Genomic DNA, 16,811 nt, shown 5'->3' on the forward strand with positions numbered 1-16,811 from the left:
TATCTTGGGTGTACCCCGAACGATTTATTGGGATGGACCGACAATCCGAGGCGTTCTTGCAACAACGCTTCGCCCGAAGAAGCCGAGCTGATGCGCAACTACCGCGCGTGCTCATCCCAGTGGAAGTCCACCATCTCCATGACCGCCCGCGCGGCAGCGGGCGAAAGCCGGGAGGAGGCCGAACGTGCTTCATCTGCCGGCGTCGTGAGCGAGGCGGTGTAGGATGGGCGCACGCGGAAAGCGGCATCTGCCTGATGAAGAAGAGGCGGCAACGCGGGAATATACGAAAGGAACGCCAGTGATCGACACCGTGGAAAGGCTTTGCGACAAGTCGCAAGAGGCCTTCATCCTCGCCATAGAGCTGTACAACAGGCCGACCATCAAATACAGAGTGGAAGGGTGCGCCTTCTTCCTCTGCAACGCATGGGAGCTGCTTCTGAAGGCGTTCATAACGAAAAGGCACGGAGAGGAGGCGATCTATTATCCGGGGAAGAACGGCAGGACGCTTTCGCTCGACGACTGCATCAGGAAGGTGTTCACCAATGCGAACGACCCCCTCAGAAGGAACCTCGAGAGGGTCGTCGACCTCAGGAACACAAGCACTCATTTCGTAGTGGAGGAATACGAGGGAATCTACGCCCCGATTCTCCAGGCGTGCGTCGAGAACTACGACAGGAAAGCGCGTGAGCTCATGGGCATAGAGATAAGCGACCGGATACCCGAGAACCACCTCATGCTCTCGGTCCGGAGATCATCCGTCGACATGGAGGAGTGCAGGGCGAGATATTCCCCCGAGGTGGTCGGCAGGATGATATCCGCCAGAAGCGAGGTGCTTTCGAACGCCGACGAAGACGGAAACAGGCGGTACGCCTTCACATACACGACTGAGCTGAGAATGACGAAGAGGAAGGATGCCGACCTGGAGTTCCGAATCGATTCCGGTTCCGATATGCCCGTTGCCATCCTGAAGCAGGTCGTCGACCCGAAGGACAAATACCCGTTCAGGGCGAAGGCGGTCGTCGAGGCGGTGAACAGGAAGGTCTCCAAGGCGGGAATAAAGCTCGAATGCGGCGGGTGCGCGAAGCCGTCGTTCACGACCTCCGACTTCAACCTTTTCGCCAAGCTTTACGGGATGAAAGACGACCAGCGATATTCGACGAATACGAACATGGGGTCGGAAAGCGCGTGGTACGCCTACTCGCAGCAGGCCATAGACGACATCTTCGCCGTGCTGAAGGCGAATCCGTCGGGAGCCATAGACGAGGCGAAGCAGGCGCTCTCGAAAAAGAAAGAGGCCTTCGATGACCGACCCCAGGAGCAAGGGAATTCTAAGCCGTAAGGCCTACCCCCATTCGGGAACCCAGCTTTGTTCCTTCCCAAGTCGGTCATCGAAAACCTCTTGATTGGAACATACTACGCCATTTTTGCGCCGTTGTGAAGCATGAGATGAGAGGCGGCGGCTTTAGCCGCCCCGCTGGACGAGAGGATAGATGATGGGAAAGTACATATACGACGCGGTGCTGACCCCCGAGGAAGAGGGCGGCTACAGCGTGGACGTCCCCGCGCTTCCGGGATGCTTCACGTGCGGCGACGACTACCGGGACGCGGTGTTCATGGCCGCCGACGCGATGAAGACGTGGATAGCGGCCGCCTTGGCCGACGGCCGCGCCCTTCCGCCCTACGAGCGCGCCGAGGCCCCCGAAGGCTGCGAGCGCGTGTCCGTGTTCGTCGAGGCCCTCGAGGACTAGGACGCAAAACGCCTCGTCGTGGTCTTTTTGTTGACTTCGACAAAAAGAAAGCCCCGCGCCTACGTGCTGGAACACTGGCGCGGGGCCTCGAACGGCTACGAAACGGACGATCCCGTCGACCAGTAGCCGTGAACCGCGACGTCTCCGCCCCGGTCGCACGCATACGCCTCGAACGGCTCGCCGATGGCGGCGAGCATGACGCGGCCTCCTTCGTGCACGCCGTCCGACGATTCGTCGACGCCGACCACGACGAGCCTGTCTCCCCTTTCGGCCGAGAAAACGACGTCGCCGACGCTGAGGGGGACGAGCCTTCCGTCCAATACGGCCATGAAGCCTCCGATCTCGGGCCTTCATCGCGAAGGCGGATTAGTCGCGAAAGCCCCGCGCAGGTCGCCGAACCAGATGCGCAGGGCCTCGAACATTGCACAACCTTCGTAACCAAAGGAAGGCAGGTGACATTATGCCACGAAAGCAGCGACGCCGCTCCTGGGGATCCATCACAGAGGCCGCGCGGGGGAAATACATCCTGCGTTGGGTCGAGAACACGCCCGAAGGCAGGAAACGCAAGTCACATACCTTTTATGGCACATATAAGGAGGCCGACGCGGAATTGGCCCGCATCCGCGTGCGCGTGGGCGACGATGCGCCCGTGCCGACGGTGGGCCAGGTCCACCGCCTATGGTGGTGGCCGTCGGTGCTCGCCAAGGCCGAGGCGGGCAGGCTCAAGCCCAACACGGTGGACGCATACCGCCGCGCGTGGGAGAACGACTGCGCGCCGAAATGGGGCCGCACGCCCGTTGACAGCATACGACCCGTGGCCGTGCAGGAGTGGCTGTCCGGCATGAACCGCAGCGCCGCGCTCGTCGCGCTCGCCGTTCTACGGCAGTGCGTTGACTTCGCCGTGCAATACGAGGTGGCGCCAACGAACAAGTTCCGCATCCCCTACGAGATTCCCGCGAACTCGGCGCAGCGCAGCAAGGACGTGTACGACCTCGCCCGCGCACGCGCGATGCTGTCCACGGTTCGCGGCACGCGCGTCGAAGCCGCATACATACTCGCCTGCTTCGGGTCGTGCCGCACCGGGGAATCCCTCGCCGCCCGCGTGGACGAGACGCGATTCGAGACGGTCGCGGGCATCGACATGGCGCTCGTGCCGATAACGCGCCGCATGGAGCACCAGGGCCGCGCCCCGGTGGACGGCCTTAAGAACGCGCAGAGCCGGCGCACCGTGGTGGTGCCGGGCGAGTACGCCGTCAGGCTCCGCGAGATAGCGGCGGAACGCGAGGCGTTCGGCTCCCCGTGGTTCGCAGACTTCGGCGACGGCACGCCGATGAACGTGTCCAACCTCAATTACGAGTGGCGGCGCGTCGCCGCGTCCGATTACATCCCGTTCGCCAACCTGCGCAACTCTTGGCGAACCTTCGCTCAGGCGGAATGGCGGGTGGACTACGACGTGCTCGAAGTGCTCATGGGGCATCTTCTGCCGGGCGTGACGGGACGCCACTACCTGCGCATGAGCGCGGACCAGCTCGCCGAGCAGTTCGCCCGCGCGTACGCCGCTTTTCTGCGCAGTTAGGATATTTTAGGATATTCCAAAACGTTTCCGCAGGTCACAAGCGCAGTTGCTAGAAGCGAGCATTCTAGCAAAGACGGAGCCTCCGCGCGGGCGCCCCGCGCCAAAAGAAGGTTGCAGTTAGATAACATTGCCTTTCTCTTGCAATTCCGACATGAAACGTCCATACAAACGGCCAGGGGCAGAAAAGCGCCCGGCCGCGCATGCGACCGGGCGCTTGAAACCCATCTTTGCAAACGAATCGGCTCGAAGGCCTATTCCTCGCCGTCGTAATGGCGCTTGTCGGGAATGATGAAGATAAAGACAAGCGAGCTGAGCAGCAGCAGGAACGGATAGAACAGCAACGGCATGATCTGGAACGCGGAAACAGCGTAGCCCAGCTCGGCTGCGGCGGACACAGCGACCAGCATCTGAGCGCCATAAGGAATCACGCCCTGGAAGACGCAGGAGAAAGTGTCGAGCAACGACGCCGTCTTGCGCTTCGAGATGTCATAGGTCTTGGCCATATCGGATGCGATCGGGTTGGCCATGACGATCGCCACCGTGTTGTTGGCGGTAGCGATATCCATCGCGCCGACGAGCAGGCCCATACCGAGCATGCCGCCCTTGCGGGACTTGAACAGGCTCTTGATGCCGTTGAGCAAGGCGACGAAGCCGCCATGCTCGCGGATGAGGGCGCAAATCGCGCTGACGAGCACCGCGACCATGGTGGTTTCGAACATGCCGGCGGCACCGGAGCCCATGTTGGCGAGCAGCTCGGTGGCAGGCGTGGCACCCGTAGCGACCATGATGACCGTGCCGGAAAGGATGCCAAGCAAAAGCACGATGAAAACATTGATGCCGACGATGCCGCCGATAAGCACGATCACGTACGGAATGAGCTGGATCAAATCGTAATCATGAGAGATGCTGCCGTTGAGATCGGCGCCCATGGAAAGGACCAGGATCAAGACCAGCGTGACGATAGCCGCGGGAAGCGCGATCTTGAAATTCTCGCGGAACTTGTCCTGCATCTTGCAGCCCTGGCCCTGGCAGGCCGCGATGGTGGTGTCGGAGATGAACGACAGATTGTCGCCGAACATAGCGCCGCCCATGACCGCAGCGATGCACAGCGGCAGGTCGAAGCCGGAAGCCGCCGAAACGGCCACGGCAATCGGAGCGATCAGCGTGATGGTGCCGACCGAGGTGCCCATCGACACGGAAACGAAGCAGCTCACCACGAACAGGACCGCCACCGCGTATTGCGGCGGGATAACCGACAACAGCAGATACGCCACGCTCTCGGCGCTGTCGCGACCGACTACGCCGACGAAAATGCCCGCCGCCATGAAGATGAGAATCATCGTGACGATGGTCTTATCGCCTATGCCTTTTCCCATAACCGCAAGTTTCTCGTCGAAGGGAAGCTTGCGGTTTTGGAAGCACGCGACGAGCAGCGCGATCAAGAACACGACGACGATGGGAATATTGTAGAAGCCCATCGAGATACCCATGACGTACTCGAACACTATGCCGATGCCCAGATACAGGACCAGAAAGACTCCGATAGGAAGCAACGCTTTGACGTTGCCTTTCTCCTTTGCCTCGTTTTCCATTTCCTACCTTTCAAACGATGTTTCGAAAGAGACGCGTATGAAACGCCTCTGCTCTATTACGAAGGCGCCGCCGCTCGATACGCCCGGCGGACGCCCTTCATGCGCGAAGCAGGGCGCCCGGCTTCGCGCCGGCACGCCCTGTTCGCAACGCGCTAGTCGCGCGTCAGCTTGCGGTGGATGCGATGCGGCTTGGCGGCCTCTTCGCCCAAACGCTCGATACGGTTTTTCTGATAGCTGTCGAAGTTGCCCTCGAACCAGAACCAGCTGCCGGGGTTCTCGTCAGTGCCCTCCCACGCCAGGATGTGCGTGGCGATTCGGTCGAGGAACATACGGTCGTGGCTCGTCACCACGGCGCAACCCGGAAACTCCATCAGGGCCTCTTCCAAGCTTTCGAGCGTCTCGACGTCGAGGTCGTTGGTGGGCTCGTCGAGCAGCAGCAAGTTGCCGCCCTGCTTGAGCGTCAGGGCGAGGTTCAAGCGATTGCGCTCGCCGCCCGACAGAACGCCCGCAGGCTTCTGCTGGTCGGAGCCCTTGAAGCCGAATGCAGACACATAGGCGCGGCTGGGAACCTCGGTTTCGCCGACCTGCATGTAGTCGAGACCGTCGGAAACGACCTCCCACAAGGTCTTGTCGGCATCGATGCCCTCGCGGTTCTGGTCGACATAGGAAACTTTAACCGTCTCGCCCAGCTTGAGCTCGCCGGACGTGGGCTCTTCTTTGTCCACGATCATCTTGAACAGCGTGGACTTGCCCACGCCGTTGGGGCCGATAACGCCCACGATGCCGTTGCGCGGCAGGCTGAAAGACAGGTCGTCGATCAGCACGCGATCGCCGAAAGCCTTATGCAGATGCTCGACGTTGAGCACCTCTGCGCCCAGGCGCGGGCCTGCGGGGATATGGATGTCGGTGAAATCGACTTTCTTGGACTGCGCGGCCTCGGCAACCATTCGGTCGTAGTTCTCCAAACGCGCCTTGCTCTTCGCCTGGCGAGCCTTCGGAGAGCTGCGCACCCATTCGAGCTCGGCTTGCATGCGCTTGGCGAGCTTCGCGTCGCGCTGGCCTTGAGCCGCCATGCGGGCGGCCTTGGTTTCGAGATACGTGGAGTAGTTGCCCTTATAGGGATACAGGTGGCCGCGGTCGACCTCGCAGATCCACTCGGCGACGTTGTCGAGGAAGTAGCGGTCATGCGTGACGGCAAGGACGGCGCCCTGGTAGCGCTTGAGGAATTGCTCGAGCCACAGCACGCTCTCGGCATCGAGGTGATTGGTGGGCTCGTCGAGCAGCAGCAGGTCGGGAGCTTCGAGCAAAAGGCGGCACAGCGCGACGCGACGGCGCTCGCCGCCCGAAAGCACATTCACGGGCATGTCGGGCTCGGGGCACTGCAGCGCGTCCATGGCCTGGGAAAGCTGGCTGTCCAGGTCCCAGCCGTTGGCGGCGTCGATTTCATCCTGGAGCTTACCCATCTCCTCCATAAGCGCGTCGAAATCGGCGTCGGGGTCGCCCATCTCGGCACTGACCTGGTTGAAGCGCTCGATTTTAGCCAGAATGTCGCCGAACGCCATCTGGATGTTCTCGAGGACGGTCTTGTCCTCGTCGAGCGGCGGCTCCTGCTGCAGGATGCCGACGGTGTAGCCGGGGCTCAGGCGGGCCTCGCCGTTAGAGACCTCCTCGATACCTGCCATCAGTTTGAGGAGCGTGGACTTGCCCATGCCGTTGGGGCCGACCACGCCGATCTTGGCGCCGGGATAGAACGAAAGCGACACATCGTCCAGAATGACTTTGTCGCCGTGCGCCTTGCGCGCTTTATACATGGTGTAGATGAATTCCGCCATGCGGCACTTCCCTTCTTCAAGTTCGGTTCGAGAAACACGCCCGAAACTCGCGCGACGCGACGACCCCGGGCGTTTCATGCGAAAAAAGACGCGGTTTCACGCCGCGTCCTGCGTATTCTACCGGGCGACGAGACGCTTCGCAGCATTTCCGCGCCGCCGCGCGGCAAAGGCCCCTTCGCTCGCGCGAAAGGGCTCTTCGGATGCAGCTAACGGTTCTCGATGCTGCCGATGTTTTTCAACTCGATGCGGATCAGGCCATTAGGCGCGTTGACGAATTCGATGAACTCGGAGCTGTTGCTGTATTCCGAGGGGAACGTGATCTCGATGCCCGTATCCGTTCGGATCTTATGGTTTTTCGCCACGCGCTGAGCGACTTTCTTCTCGACGGGGATGCGCTCGGGAAGCCGTTCTTCGGCCACAGCCTCTTCGAAGCGTTTCTGCAGCGGCTCGTCTTCGAACACATCGGCCGCCATGTCCCATGGAGCGAGATATTCCTCCTCGTCGGCGGCTTCGCTTACGCGCGCCTTCGCCTTCGAAAGCGCCACCGCGCTGTTCGCGCCGTATTCGTCGGCCACCTCTTCGACGATGCGAGTCACCGTGTCGATGACCTCTTTGCTCGACGCCTCGCTCGAGCACTGCAGAAGCCCGTCGGGAATGATCAGGCGTTCTTCGCCCGAAATGGAGCGGGGCTTGTCGCAGAAGACGACAGACATCGAGCGCAGGTCGACGACCGCATACGACGCCACCTTCTGGGACGGATTGGGCAGGATGGCATAATGGCGGGCGATCGCATTGCGCACCGCCCCGTTGTCGGCACGGCCCACCTCGTGCATATAGGCCTGTTTGCTTTCGAGCAGAAGCAGGGCGAAATAACGGGGAGTGCGGCCGTCGAAGGCTTCGTCGACCAGGTCTTGCCTCTCGGTTCCCGCCTCGATTTCGGCGTCTTCCTCGAAGTCGATCGCGAGAAGATCGGCCGAGGCGGCCTTGTCCTGGTGCTCGAGCTGGCTGCAGAGGAACTGCGCCGCCTCGACGGACAGGTCGATGAAACCGAGAGCGCCGTCGCGATAGGCGCGCAGCCTTTCAGCGAACATGCTACCTTCGGAAAAGGAGCCGTGCTTGTTGTCGATATTCGAAAGCGCGCGGCGGGCATGCGTCGACACGTAGTTTTTCACCTGGCGGCTCGACAGGTCGAGCTCTTCTTCGGAAAAGACGTTCACGCACGAATTGAAATCGAAAACGTGCAGGACGGCATGGTTGATTCGGGTGCTCATAAGCCTTCGTTCCTTGTTCGACTCGTCGGTTCGATGTGCGGCCATACAGGATAGCAAACTTGAAAGCGGTCCGGCGTCCGAAGCGCGTTCGGATGCCGGACCGCTCGCATGCGAAGCGACGCCGCCTATGGTCGAGCTCGCCGATGCCCTATCGCTGCACGGCGTCGGCTTGCGCCTGGGCAGCCAGCTGATTCATCGCGATCGAGTCGAGACGCGCCATCACGACGTCTTCGACATCGAACGAAAACGGCGCGAGCGCGTCGTCCTGGAACACAGTGCGCATATAGCCGCCGCATTCGTCGCAGGTGGCGATACGATGGGAATCGTCGCCTTCGACGTTGAAATAATGCAGATGGCCCTGGTTGCGCGTGCCGCAGCGGGCGCAACGCACACGCTCGAACGCCCACGTGGAACCGCACTGCGCGCACCACAAGGTCTTCGCGCGGCCGTCGTTTTTCTTGGTGACGCCCACGCGGGCCGCCGTGGCGGGCGCGCCGCACACGGGGCACTCGAGCGGATGGCCCTCATCGGCGGCCGCGTCTTCGAGCGCGCGCTGCAACGCCGCGGCGGCAGGTTCGACGAGCGCGCGAAGCGCAAGCGAAACCGCCGATGCGGCGACGATCGCCGCGGCCTCGTCCATGCCGTCGGCAAGCATCTTCTGCGCGAACGCGTCGACGTAGGCGGCCGGATTGCTGCCCGCCACCTCGAGCGGCGAGGCCTCGACGGCCGCCGCCCAATCGAACGCGGAAAGGACCGCCGTGGCTTCGGGGGCGAACCCGCCCTTTTCGATGGCACACGCGGCGATGCGGCCGCACGCGTCGCTCAAGGCGGCGGCATCGATCGAAAGCGGCGCGCAGTGGAGCACCGGCGAGCCCTCGCCGGCCCAGGTGCGCAGGTCGTCGGCGTCCGGCATCACATGCGCGGCCGGAGCGTGATCCGCCGCGATCTGCTCCTGCACTTCCCAAATCGCGCGGAAAAACGCGAGCCTGGCGTTGTCGGCGTCGTCGAGCTGTTCTTTATATGCGGCCACCGCCGCATCTGCCAGCCTCAGATTCATGGATACTCTCCCATCCCGGCCCGAACGGAGCCGAGTCCGAATTCCGATAGGTAACGCATTCGAAGCGAAAGGCGCCTTATCGGGCGAAGCGACAAGGCGCCTTTCGAGTCGAACGCAGGCCCCGCGCATGCGGCGTCGGAAAACCGGCGAAACCGCATGCGCGGACCCTCGGGGCCCGGAGGGAAAACCTGCCGGCGCGGCGGCCTTCCCTCCGAGACAACGTCGGGTAAGAGGCGCTTACTTGCGCTTCTCGACCACGTTCTTGCCGTCTTCGAGCTCGGCACGAGCCCAGTGGCCCCAGTGATAGAGCGCGTCGGATTCGGAGACGAGGCCGTCGCCGAACATGGCGCGATGCATGCCCCTGTAAGGCTGGAAGATACCGCCGCCCAGGAAGATGTGCGCGAGGCCGAACACGGCGATTCCCAGGAAGCCCAGGTCATGCAAGAACAGCATGACGCCGTAGACGCCTGCGCCGAAATCGAGCACGGTGGTGTCGAGCAGCAGGGCGACGCCCGTGATGCCCATCAAGGCGCCGAAGAGCCACAGCATGCCGTCGGCGAAGCGCTGGCCGCTCTTGACCTCGCTCTGGTCGGGCATGTGGATGAAGCGCGCCATGAACAGGTACGGGAAGAACAGGATCATCCACTTCTTGTCGTCGGAGTCCCACTTCGCGAACAGGTTCTTGAAGATATGCGCGACGCCCTTGGGGGCCATGATCGCGCTGATCAGGGGAACGGCGACGAACAGCACGCCGAGCACGCGGTGCGCCATGCGGATGACGAACACGCTATCGGCGCCGATCGCCTGACCCAGGACCGGAACGAACACGAACAGGCCGCTGAAGCACAGCAGGATGCAGCACACGATGGTGATGCCGTGCGTCCAGCGCGCTTGCTTGGAATGGCGCTTGATGTATCGGCCCGTCTCGCTCGCCTTGCGCTCTTCGAGGAACTCTCGATCGAGGGCTTCGTCGGCGGCGGAAACCTTCACGGCGCTACTCATGGCTGCCTCCTTTCTTCTTAGGCAGGTTCTCGGTCAGATGTTCGACGACCGTCAGCTCGTCCTGAGCGTCGCCGTGCTTGACGACCTCGCCGGTGTCGACGTCGATGGTATCGCCGGTCTTCTCGTTGTACGCGAGATTCTTATGGCGATAGCCGGCCGCCAGGGCGAACATAGCGCCCAGACCGAGCACCGTCGCGCCCGTGCCGACGGCCGTGATGGGCTTCATGACCTGCTGGAGGCCGACCATGGGGCTCACCTTCGGGTCTTCGACCTGGCCATGAGCCTCGACGCCGTATTTCAGCACCTGGATCACATGGAGGCCGCCCATTTCGTTCTCGCCGTACACGGTCGCCTTCTCGTAGCCGTGGGCCTTGAGGAACTCGACGCGCTTATGGGCGATAGCGATCATCTCGTCGCGATCGCCGAACTGCAGGGCGCCCGGCTGGCAGGTGGTCACGCATGCGGGAGCCATGCCGTTTTGGACGCGGTCGATGCAGCCCGTGCACTTGTTGACCTTGCTATGGGCTCCGTAGTAATGCGGCACGTCGAAGGGACATGCGCTGCTGCAGTACTGGCAGCCGATGCACTTGGAGTCGTCGACGGCGACGAATCCGGTCTCTTCGTCTTTGACGAGCGCGCCGCCCGGGCAGACCTGGGCGCACGGGGCGTCGGAGCAGTGCTGGCAGCTGCGGCGGCCGAAGGCCCACGCGACGCTCTTGTTCGACATGCCCTCTTCGGCGTCGTACTCGTTGAACGTGATGATCAGACGAGTGTCGCCGTTGACGTCAGGCGGATTCTGGAGCGTGCCCGTGAACTCGTTCTCGTTAAGGCCCGTCGGGGACGGGAGCCCGTTCCAGCACTTGCACGCGATCTGACATCCCTTGCAAGCGGTGCATTTGGAGGAATCGAACAGTATTGCTTTTTCACTCATGCCAATTCACTCCCTATGCCTTCTCGATATCCACGAGGAACGCCTTGTACTCGGGCGTGAACGAGTTGGGGTCGCCCACGTTCGGGGTCAGGTCGTTCACGGTATCGCCCGTGCCGAAGACGCCGGCCCAGCTGTAGTGATGGGTCAGGCCCACCAGATGCTGGGTTTCGCCATGGACGATCAGCGGCTTGATACGCTTGGTGACCACGGCGTCGACCACGACGGAACCGCGGTTGTTGAACACGCGGACCTTGTCGCCCTTCTCGATACCCTTCTCAGCCGCGAGCTCTTCGCTGATCTCGACGAACTGCGAAGGCATGGCCTCGACCAGCGCCGGGCACATGCGCGACTGGCCGCCGGTCTGCCACATCTCGGTGACCGAGTAGGTGGTGGCGACGATCGGGTACGAGGCGGAATCGCCCTTCTTGGTCGACTCGTTGCGCGCGAACATCATGCAGGGACTGTTAAGCGCGCCGTTGAGCGGATTGCTCTCGACGGGCGTCTCGAACGGCTCATAGTGTTCGGGCAGCGGGCCGTCGGTCATGCCGTAGCTCTCGAGGCGGCCGTTCTGCTCCCACAGCATGAAGAAGGCCTTGTCGTTCGGCGGAACGGGAGCGCCGTTCTTGGCCGCGACGAAGTCGGCCGCGTCGACCAGGTTCCACTTGTCGCCGGTCCATTCGACCAGAACCTTATCCGGGTTCCACGGCTTGCCCGCCATGTCGGCGGAAGCGCGGTTGTACAGGATGCGGCGATTGTTCGGCCAGGCGTATGCCCAGGTCGAATTCAGGCCGATGCCCGAAGCGTCGGAATTGTCGCGACGGCCGATAGGCTGCTCGGCCGGGTCGAGCGGAGCATCGTTGTTGCTCCAGAAGCCCGAGTAGATCCACATCGCACATGCGGTGGAGCCGTCGGCCTTCAAGTCGCCATAGCCCGGAAGCAGGTCGGTCTTGGGCGCGCCAGACGTCGTATCGCACTCGGTGCCCGCGACGCGATAGCCGTTGAGGGCCCATGCCACAGGACGCGGGTCGATCTTGCCGTCGACGTAGTAGTCCCACTTCGTCTTGAGAATCGGGTCGGGGTTGGCACCGCCCTCTTCCTCGTACAGACGGCAGACCTCGCGCCAGATGAGGTCGCACATCTCGTAGTCGGGCTTGGCCATATCCCACGGCTCGACCGCCTTGTTGCGGTACTGCAGCCAGCGGCCGGAATTCAGGATGACGCCCGGCTTCTCGTAGATCAGCGCGCACGGCAGGAAATACACCGTGGTGTCGATCTCTTCCGGATTCATGTCCGGGGCCTTCCAGAACGTGGCCGACTCGGTGGCCACCTGGTCGGCAACGACCAGCCAATCGAGCTTCGCCATGGAGCGGCGGACGAAGCCGGCGTTCGGAGCGGAGTGGCACGGGTTCATGCCCCAATTGAAGTAGCCCTTGATGACGCCCTGGTCCATGAGCTCGAACGTGGACATCATGGTGAAGTCGGGAGACGTGGGAACCTTCGGCCACCAGTCGTAGCCGTAGTCGTTTTCGACCGTGGCGTTCTCGCCGAACCATTCCTTCAAGCTCGAGATGAGGAACTTAGGCTTGTTGGTGTAATAGCCGTCGGAATACGTCTGGGACTCGAGCCACTTGCGCAACGAAGAGCGGTCCGTGGTGTTGGCCCATTTCAGATATGCGGGATGCTCGTTGACCAGCATGCCCATGTCGGTAGCGCCCTGGACGTTGGGCTCGCCGCGCAGCGCGTTGAGGCCGCCGCCGGGAACGCCGATGTTGCCCAGGAGCAGCTGCAAGACGGACATGGCGCGCGTGTTCTGAGCGCCGTAGGTGTGCTGCGTCTGGCCGAGCGCGTACAGAATGGCGCCGGCCTTGCCGGGCTGGCCGGTGGAGGCGTAGGTGAAATACACCAGCTCGAGCGTCTCTTTGTCCATGCCGCAGATGCTGCACACGGTGTCCATGTCGTAGCGGGAATAATGCTTTTTGAACTGCTGGAAAACGCACAGCGGATCTTGCAGGGTCATGTCACGCTTGGGATGCTGCACTACGGGAGGAGTGAACTCGGGCACGCCCTCTGCGACGGCCCATGCGTAATCGCCGCCCTCGGAAGTGTCCCAAACGGTTTCGGACTCGACCTGATAGTGCCAGCTATGGTCGCTGTACTTGCCCGCCTCTTCGTCCCAGCCGCTGAAGAAACCGGTCGCGGGATCGAATTCGTATTCGGGATCGAGCAGATAGGAAGCATTCGTGTAGTTCAGCACGTACTCGTGCTGCCACAAATCGTTTTCGATGATGTAGTTGTACAAGCCGCCGTAGAACGCGATATCCGTGCCCGAACGAATGGGGCAATAGATATCGGCCTGCTCGGCCGTACGGGTGTAGCGCGGGTCGACGACGATCCACTTCGCGCCGTTCTCGTGGGCCTTATGAATCCACTTCGAGCTGACGGGGTGGTTTTCCGCACTGTTGGAGCCGATGTTCATAATGACGTCGGCGTTTTGGAAGTCGCACCAATGGCTCGTCATAGAGCCGCGACCGAATGATGCTGCCAGACCGGCAACGGTGGGGCCGTGTCAAACACGGGCCTGGTTGTCGACTGCTACGACGCCCAGGCTGCGCATGGCCTTGAGAATGAGGTACTCCTCTTCGGAGTTCTGCTGGCTGCCGCCCAAGCTCGCAATGGCGGGCGTGTAGTTCACCGTGAGACCGGTCTCGTCGGTCTCGACGAAGGTGGCATCGCGCGTATCCTTGACGTTGCGCGCGATTTCCTGGATGGCGTCCTCCCAGCTGATTTCCTCCCAATCGGCAGCACCGGGGCGGCGCACCATGGGACGGGAGATGCGGTCGGGATTCTTGATGACCTCGCGTGTCTCGGGGTCGACGATGTTGCGAAGCTGGAACATCGAAGCGCCCTTCGGGCACAGACCGCCCTGATTGATCGGATGGTCGGGGTCGCCCTCCAGGTTGACGAGCTCGCCGTCGCGAACCGAGCAAAGCGAGCCGCATCCTCCTGCGCAATAACAGCAGATGTTCGTGTACTCTTCGGTGTTCACAAGCTTCCAAGTCTTATCGGCTTCGACGGCGAGCGCCGGCGAAGCCGATGCGAGCTGGAACGCCGCGCCCGCTGCGAACGTCGCGCCCGCGGCCTTGAAAAAGCCCCTGCGTGTCAGGTCCATAGCCTCGTCTCCTTTCTTTCTGTTGTCACGTGCATATCCTCGAGAATCGGCTCATGCATCGCGAATTCCAAATCGAGCATGAACCGAAAACCGGAAACGAGGAGGCGTTACCTTCCCGTTACATTTTGCAATGGTAGCATCGCGGCATCAATTACACGGGGCGGAAGGCAACGCCATGCCCTTTGATTCGGCAAATGGACACATCATGCATAAAAGATGCGAAACATGCTTTTATTAAGACCAAAACATGCTTTTTTCTTAGATTCCGTTCGTACACACGCCTCTCTGAAATTGACCGAAGAACGCGCCTGTAGGCTGCGCTGAATGGTAAGGAAATCGCAGACCGCGCGCTTGACCCACTTCCTGTCGACGCGAAAACGTCGAATTCTCCTGTTCGAAACGCAGCCATCTCGTCTTTCTTTTAACGAGGGCGGGCCCGAAACGCCAACCGTTTCGGGCCCGCCCTCCACAAACGCGATGCAGCGCCTGCTTTTATTCACGATGCGCGCCTAGAGCCTCTCGATCAAAGAGAACGAGCCGTCTTCGTCGGCATACAGCGACGCCAGTCCTTTGACCTGTTCCACATTTCCAGCAAGAGCGAGCGCGGCGGCCGCGTCCTGCGCCGCGAAGCGCAGCGACATGCCGCAACCCGCAGAAATCGCCTTCGGCGTGGGAATCATGGCAGGCTTGACCTGTGCAAGGGCATGATAAGCCGCCATGGCCGCATGAGTCGACTCAAACGCCATCACATACATGGGCTCGGTCACAGCGCAATCACCTTCGCAGCCTCGCGCATACGGCCGAGAATGTCGTACATGTTGGACACCTCTCCCACCGCGAGCTTTTCCTTCAGGCCATAGAAATCGAGGCAGGTTCCGCACACGAGCACCTCGGTGCCCCGCTCCATCAGTTTGCGAACGCTTTCGATGTTTTGGTCCTGGCCCTCGACGATCAGCTTGACCCCCTCGTTCATGAACAGAAGAGAAGCAGGGGGGTCGCCCGCCTCGGAAAGCGTATAAAGCGCCATTTTCATCAGGTTTCCGCCAAGCTCGCTCTCGCTCGTTCCGATAGAATCGCTCTTGACGAAGACCGCATAACCGCAGCCCGCAGGACCGCAAACGCTCTGCACGGAGGCATCGGCGCCGACAGGAGCCGCCAGCTCGACGACAGCGCCGTGTTCGCCCACGGCGAATGAGACGAGCCACCCTCCTTCGATCGCGTCGACGGAAACGCCGATACCCTGCTTCTCGCCGAGCCTGGAAAGATTTTTCACGGCGGTCTCGTTGTCGACCTGCACGGCAAGCTCGGTGCATCCCGCATCGAGCTCTTTTTTCGCCATCACCAGCGGCAGCGGGCACTGCTTGCCGAAAGCGTCGATGATTTTCATAATCGGTCCTCCTACAGCATCTCGATGAAGGCGGCGATGCGGGTCTCGAGCTGGCCCAGATCGCCCGTCGAGTAATCGGTCTCGATCTTCAGGTACGGAATGCCGCGCTCCTCGCATGCGGCCGCGACCTTCGCGGACTCGACGTTGAACGTGTGGCATGCCTGCAAAACAACCTCGATAACGCCATCGACCCGGTATTTCTCGACCATGGCGAGGCTGTTTTCGATACGGCCCTCGTTCGGCGTCATGACCGAGCAGTTGATGCTCAGATAACGGTCGGAAATGGCGCGCAGGATATCGTCGGCATCTTCGTCGACAAGCATACTCTGAGTGCGCTCCCCTGAGCAATCGTCGAGGCACACGATAGCGCCTCCGTTGCGCTCGACCGTCATGCCGACCTTCTGGATCACGCCGCCCGACGGACAGCCGGTGAGCATGATACGCTTCGCGAAAGCGGGGACAGGGCGCTCCGCCGCCTCGTAAGCGGTACCGCGCGCTTCGGCGAGCGCCTCGACCGACTCGACGAACTTCTCTACATCGAAGCTGAACGTGCTTTTCAGAAGCGTGGTCATCATCTCGACGCCGCTCATCGCAGGCGGCACGTTCTCCTGCAGGGCATACAGCCTGCTGAAAGCGCGACGGGCGCGATTGCGCAAGCGGACGGCGGCGCGCAACGCCTCGTCGGTTATTTCGACATCGAAGCGGCGCTCGAGCTCCTGCTTCAGCAGCTCGACTTCCTCGCGCCAAATGTCGGAGGCATAAGCGCGGCTCTGGCTCTGCGGAAGATGCAAGACGTAGGTGGGCTTGATGTCATTGAGAAGCTCGTACATCTTCTTCTTGCCATCGCACGTGGTCTCGCCGATGATCAGATCGGAGAAATAGGTATAGGGGCACTTCTGCGTGAGCGCGAAGCCGTACGTGCCCTTGATCAGCGGACAAAGATTCTTGGGCAAGACGGCCTCGGCATCGGGAACGGTCTCGTTGCTCATGCCGCACAAACCGACGGCGGCGATGCCCGCCGCGTCGAGCAGCTCGAGCGGCGTATAGGAACACAGGCATCCGGCAAGTTTTCCGCCGTTTTGCTTGAACTCCATGGCCGCAATGAAGCCTGCGCGGCGAGCGTCGTCAAACGCCTCGAAGATTTCGGGCAAGGTGTCGGGAGCGCCCTGCGGCGTCGTTTTTTCCTGGGTCATGAACATCGTTCCTTTCGTGACTTCGAATTCCATGCTGCCGGCGCCTTCGCATC

Annotated in this window: 15 protein-coding genes; 4 read left to right on the forward strand and 11 right to left on the reverse strand. The window is 61.7% G+C overall.

The features are described 5' to 3' along the window. The 3 genes from Q6E04_RS05775 to Q6E04_RS05785 form a co-directional block, all read left to right on the forward strand. A partial coding sequence (locus tag Q6E04_RS05775; RefSeq protein ID WP_303249859.1) for a hypothetical protein occupies window positions 1–222 on the forward strand: 222 nt, incomplete at its 5' end. A gap of 76 nt (window positions 223–298) precedes the next feature. Continuing rightward, on the forward strand, window positions 299–1,339 hold the full coding sequence (locus Q6E04_RS05780) for a DUF3644 domain-containing protein (RefSeq protein ID WP_303249860.1): 1,041 nt from the start codon (window positions 299–301) through the stop codon (window positions 1,337–1,339). A gap of 154 nt (window positions 1,340–1,493) precedes the next feature. Then, a complete protein-coding gene (locus Q6E04_RS05785) occupies window positions 1,494–1,748 on the forward strand; it encodes a type II toxin-antitoxin system HicB family antitoxin (protein WP_303249861.1) in 255 nt (84 codons plus the stop codon). Between the two features lie 95 nt (window positions 1,749–1,843). On the opposite strand, the gene Q6E04_RS05790 is transcribed toward Q6E04_RS05785, so the two are convergent. Then, window positions 1,844–2,077, reverse strand: coding sequence for a hypothetical protein (locus tag Q6E04_RS05790; protein ID WP_303249862.1), 234 nt, complete (start codon window positions 2,075–2,077; stop codon window positions 1,844–1,846). Window positions 2,078–2,208: 131 nt separating this feature from the next. Here Q6E04_RS05790 and Q6E04_RS05795 point away from each other — a divergent pair, with 131 nt between their 5' ends. After that, window positions 2,209–3,324 (forward strand): hypothetical protein, encoded by a 1,116-nt coding sequence (locus tag Q6E04_RS05795; RefSeq protein WP_303249863.1) that lies wholly within the window; start codon window positions 2,209–2,211, stop codon window positions 3,322–3,324. Between the two features lie 251 nt (window positions 3,325–3,575). On the opposite strand, the gene Q6E04_RS05800 is transcribed toward Q6E04_RS05795, so the two are convergent. The 10 genes from Q6E04_RS05800 to Q6E04_RS05850 form a co-directional block, all read right to left on the reverse strand. Beyond that, window positions 3,576–4,916, reverse strand: coding sequence for a Na+/H+ antiporter NhaC family protein (locus tag Q6E04_RS05800; RefSeq protein WP_303249864.1), 1,341 nt, complete (start codon window positions 4,914–4,916; stop codon window positions 3,576–3,578). A 152-nt stretch (window positions 4,917–5,068) separates the two neighbouring features. Beyond that, window positions 5,069–6,748 carry an energy-dependent translational throttle protein EttA gene (ettA, locus tag Q6E04_RS05805; RefSeq protein WP_303249865.1) on the reverse strand — a complete coding sequence of 560 codons (1,680 nt, stop codon included), beginning with the start codon at window positions 6,746–6,748 and terminating at the stop codon, window positions 5,069–5,071. A 206-nt stretch (window positions 6,749–6,954) separates the two neighbouring features. Further along, window positions 6,955–8,019, reverse strand: coding sequence for a nucleoid-associated protein (locus Q6E04_RS05810; protein ID WP_303249866.1), 1,065 nt, complete (start codon window positions 8,017–8,019; stop codon window positions 6,955–6,957). Between the two features lie 148 nt (window positions 8,020–8,167). After that, complete coding sequence (locus Q6E04_RS05815) at window positions 8,168–9,076, reverse strand: formate dehydrogenase accessory protein FdhE (protein WP_303249867.1); 909 nt, start codon at window positions 9,074–9,076, stop codon at window positions 8,168–8,170. 237 nt (window positions 9,077–9,313) lie between these two features. Further along, entirely contained in the window at window positions 9,314–10,078 is a 765-nt protein-coding gene (locus tag Q6E04_RS05820) for a cytochrome b/b6 domain-containing protein (protein WP_303249868.1), read from the reverse strand. Next, on the reverse strand, window positions 10,071–11,009 hold the full coding sequence (locus tag Q6E04_RS05825) for a 4Fe-4S dicluster domain-containing protein (protein ID WP_303249869.1): 939 nt from the start codon (window positions 11,007–11,009) through the stop codon (window positions 10,071–10,073). The genes Q6E04_RS05820 and Q6E04_RS05825 overlap by 8 nt, the downstream gene beginning before the upstream one ends. A gap of 13 nt (window positions 11,010–11,022) precedes the next feature. Next, window positions 11,023–14,178: a molybdopterin-dependent oxidoreductase gene (locus Q6E04_RS05830; protein ID WP_368656403.1), complete on the reverse strand. Its 3,156-nt coding sequence runs from the start codon at window positions 14,176–14,178 to the stop codon at window positions 11,023–11,025. 509 nt (window positions 14,179–14,687) lie between these two features. Next, complete coding sequence (locus tag Q6E04_RS05840) at window positions 14,688–14,945, reverse strand: putative Se/S carrier-like protein (protein ID WP_303249872.1); 258 nt, start codon at window positions 14,943–14,945, stop codon at window positions 14,688–14,690. Then, window positions 14,942–15,565, reverse strand: a complete 624-nt coding sequence (gene yedF / locus Q6E04_RS05845) for a sulfurtransferase-like selenium metabolism protein YedF (RefSeq protein WP_303249873.1) — start codon at window positions 15,563–15,565, stop codon at window positions 14,942–14,944. The genes Q6E04_RS05840 and yedF overlap by 4 nt, the downstream gene beginning before the upstream one ends. Before the next feature lie 11 nt (window positions 15,566–15,576). Beyond that, window positions 15,577–16,758, reverse strand: a complete 1,182-nt coding sequence (locus Q6E04_RS05850; RefSeq protein ID WP_303249874.1) for a double-cubane-cluster-containing anaerobic reductase — start codon at window positions 16,756–16,758, stop codon at window positions 15,577–15,579. Window positions 16,759–16,811: the final 53 nt, after the last annotated feature.

This window comes from uncultured Slackia sp. (assembly GCF_959608125.1).
Taxonomy (GTDB): Bacteria; Actinomycetota; Coriobacteriia; order Coriobacteriales; family Eggerthellaceae; genus Slackia.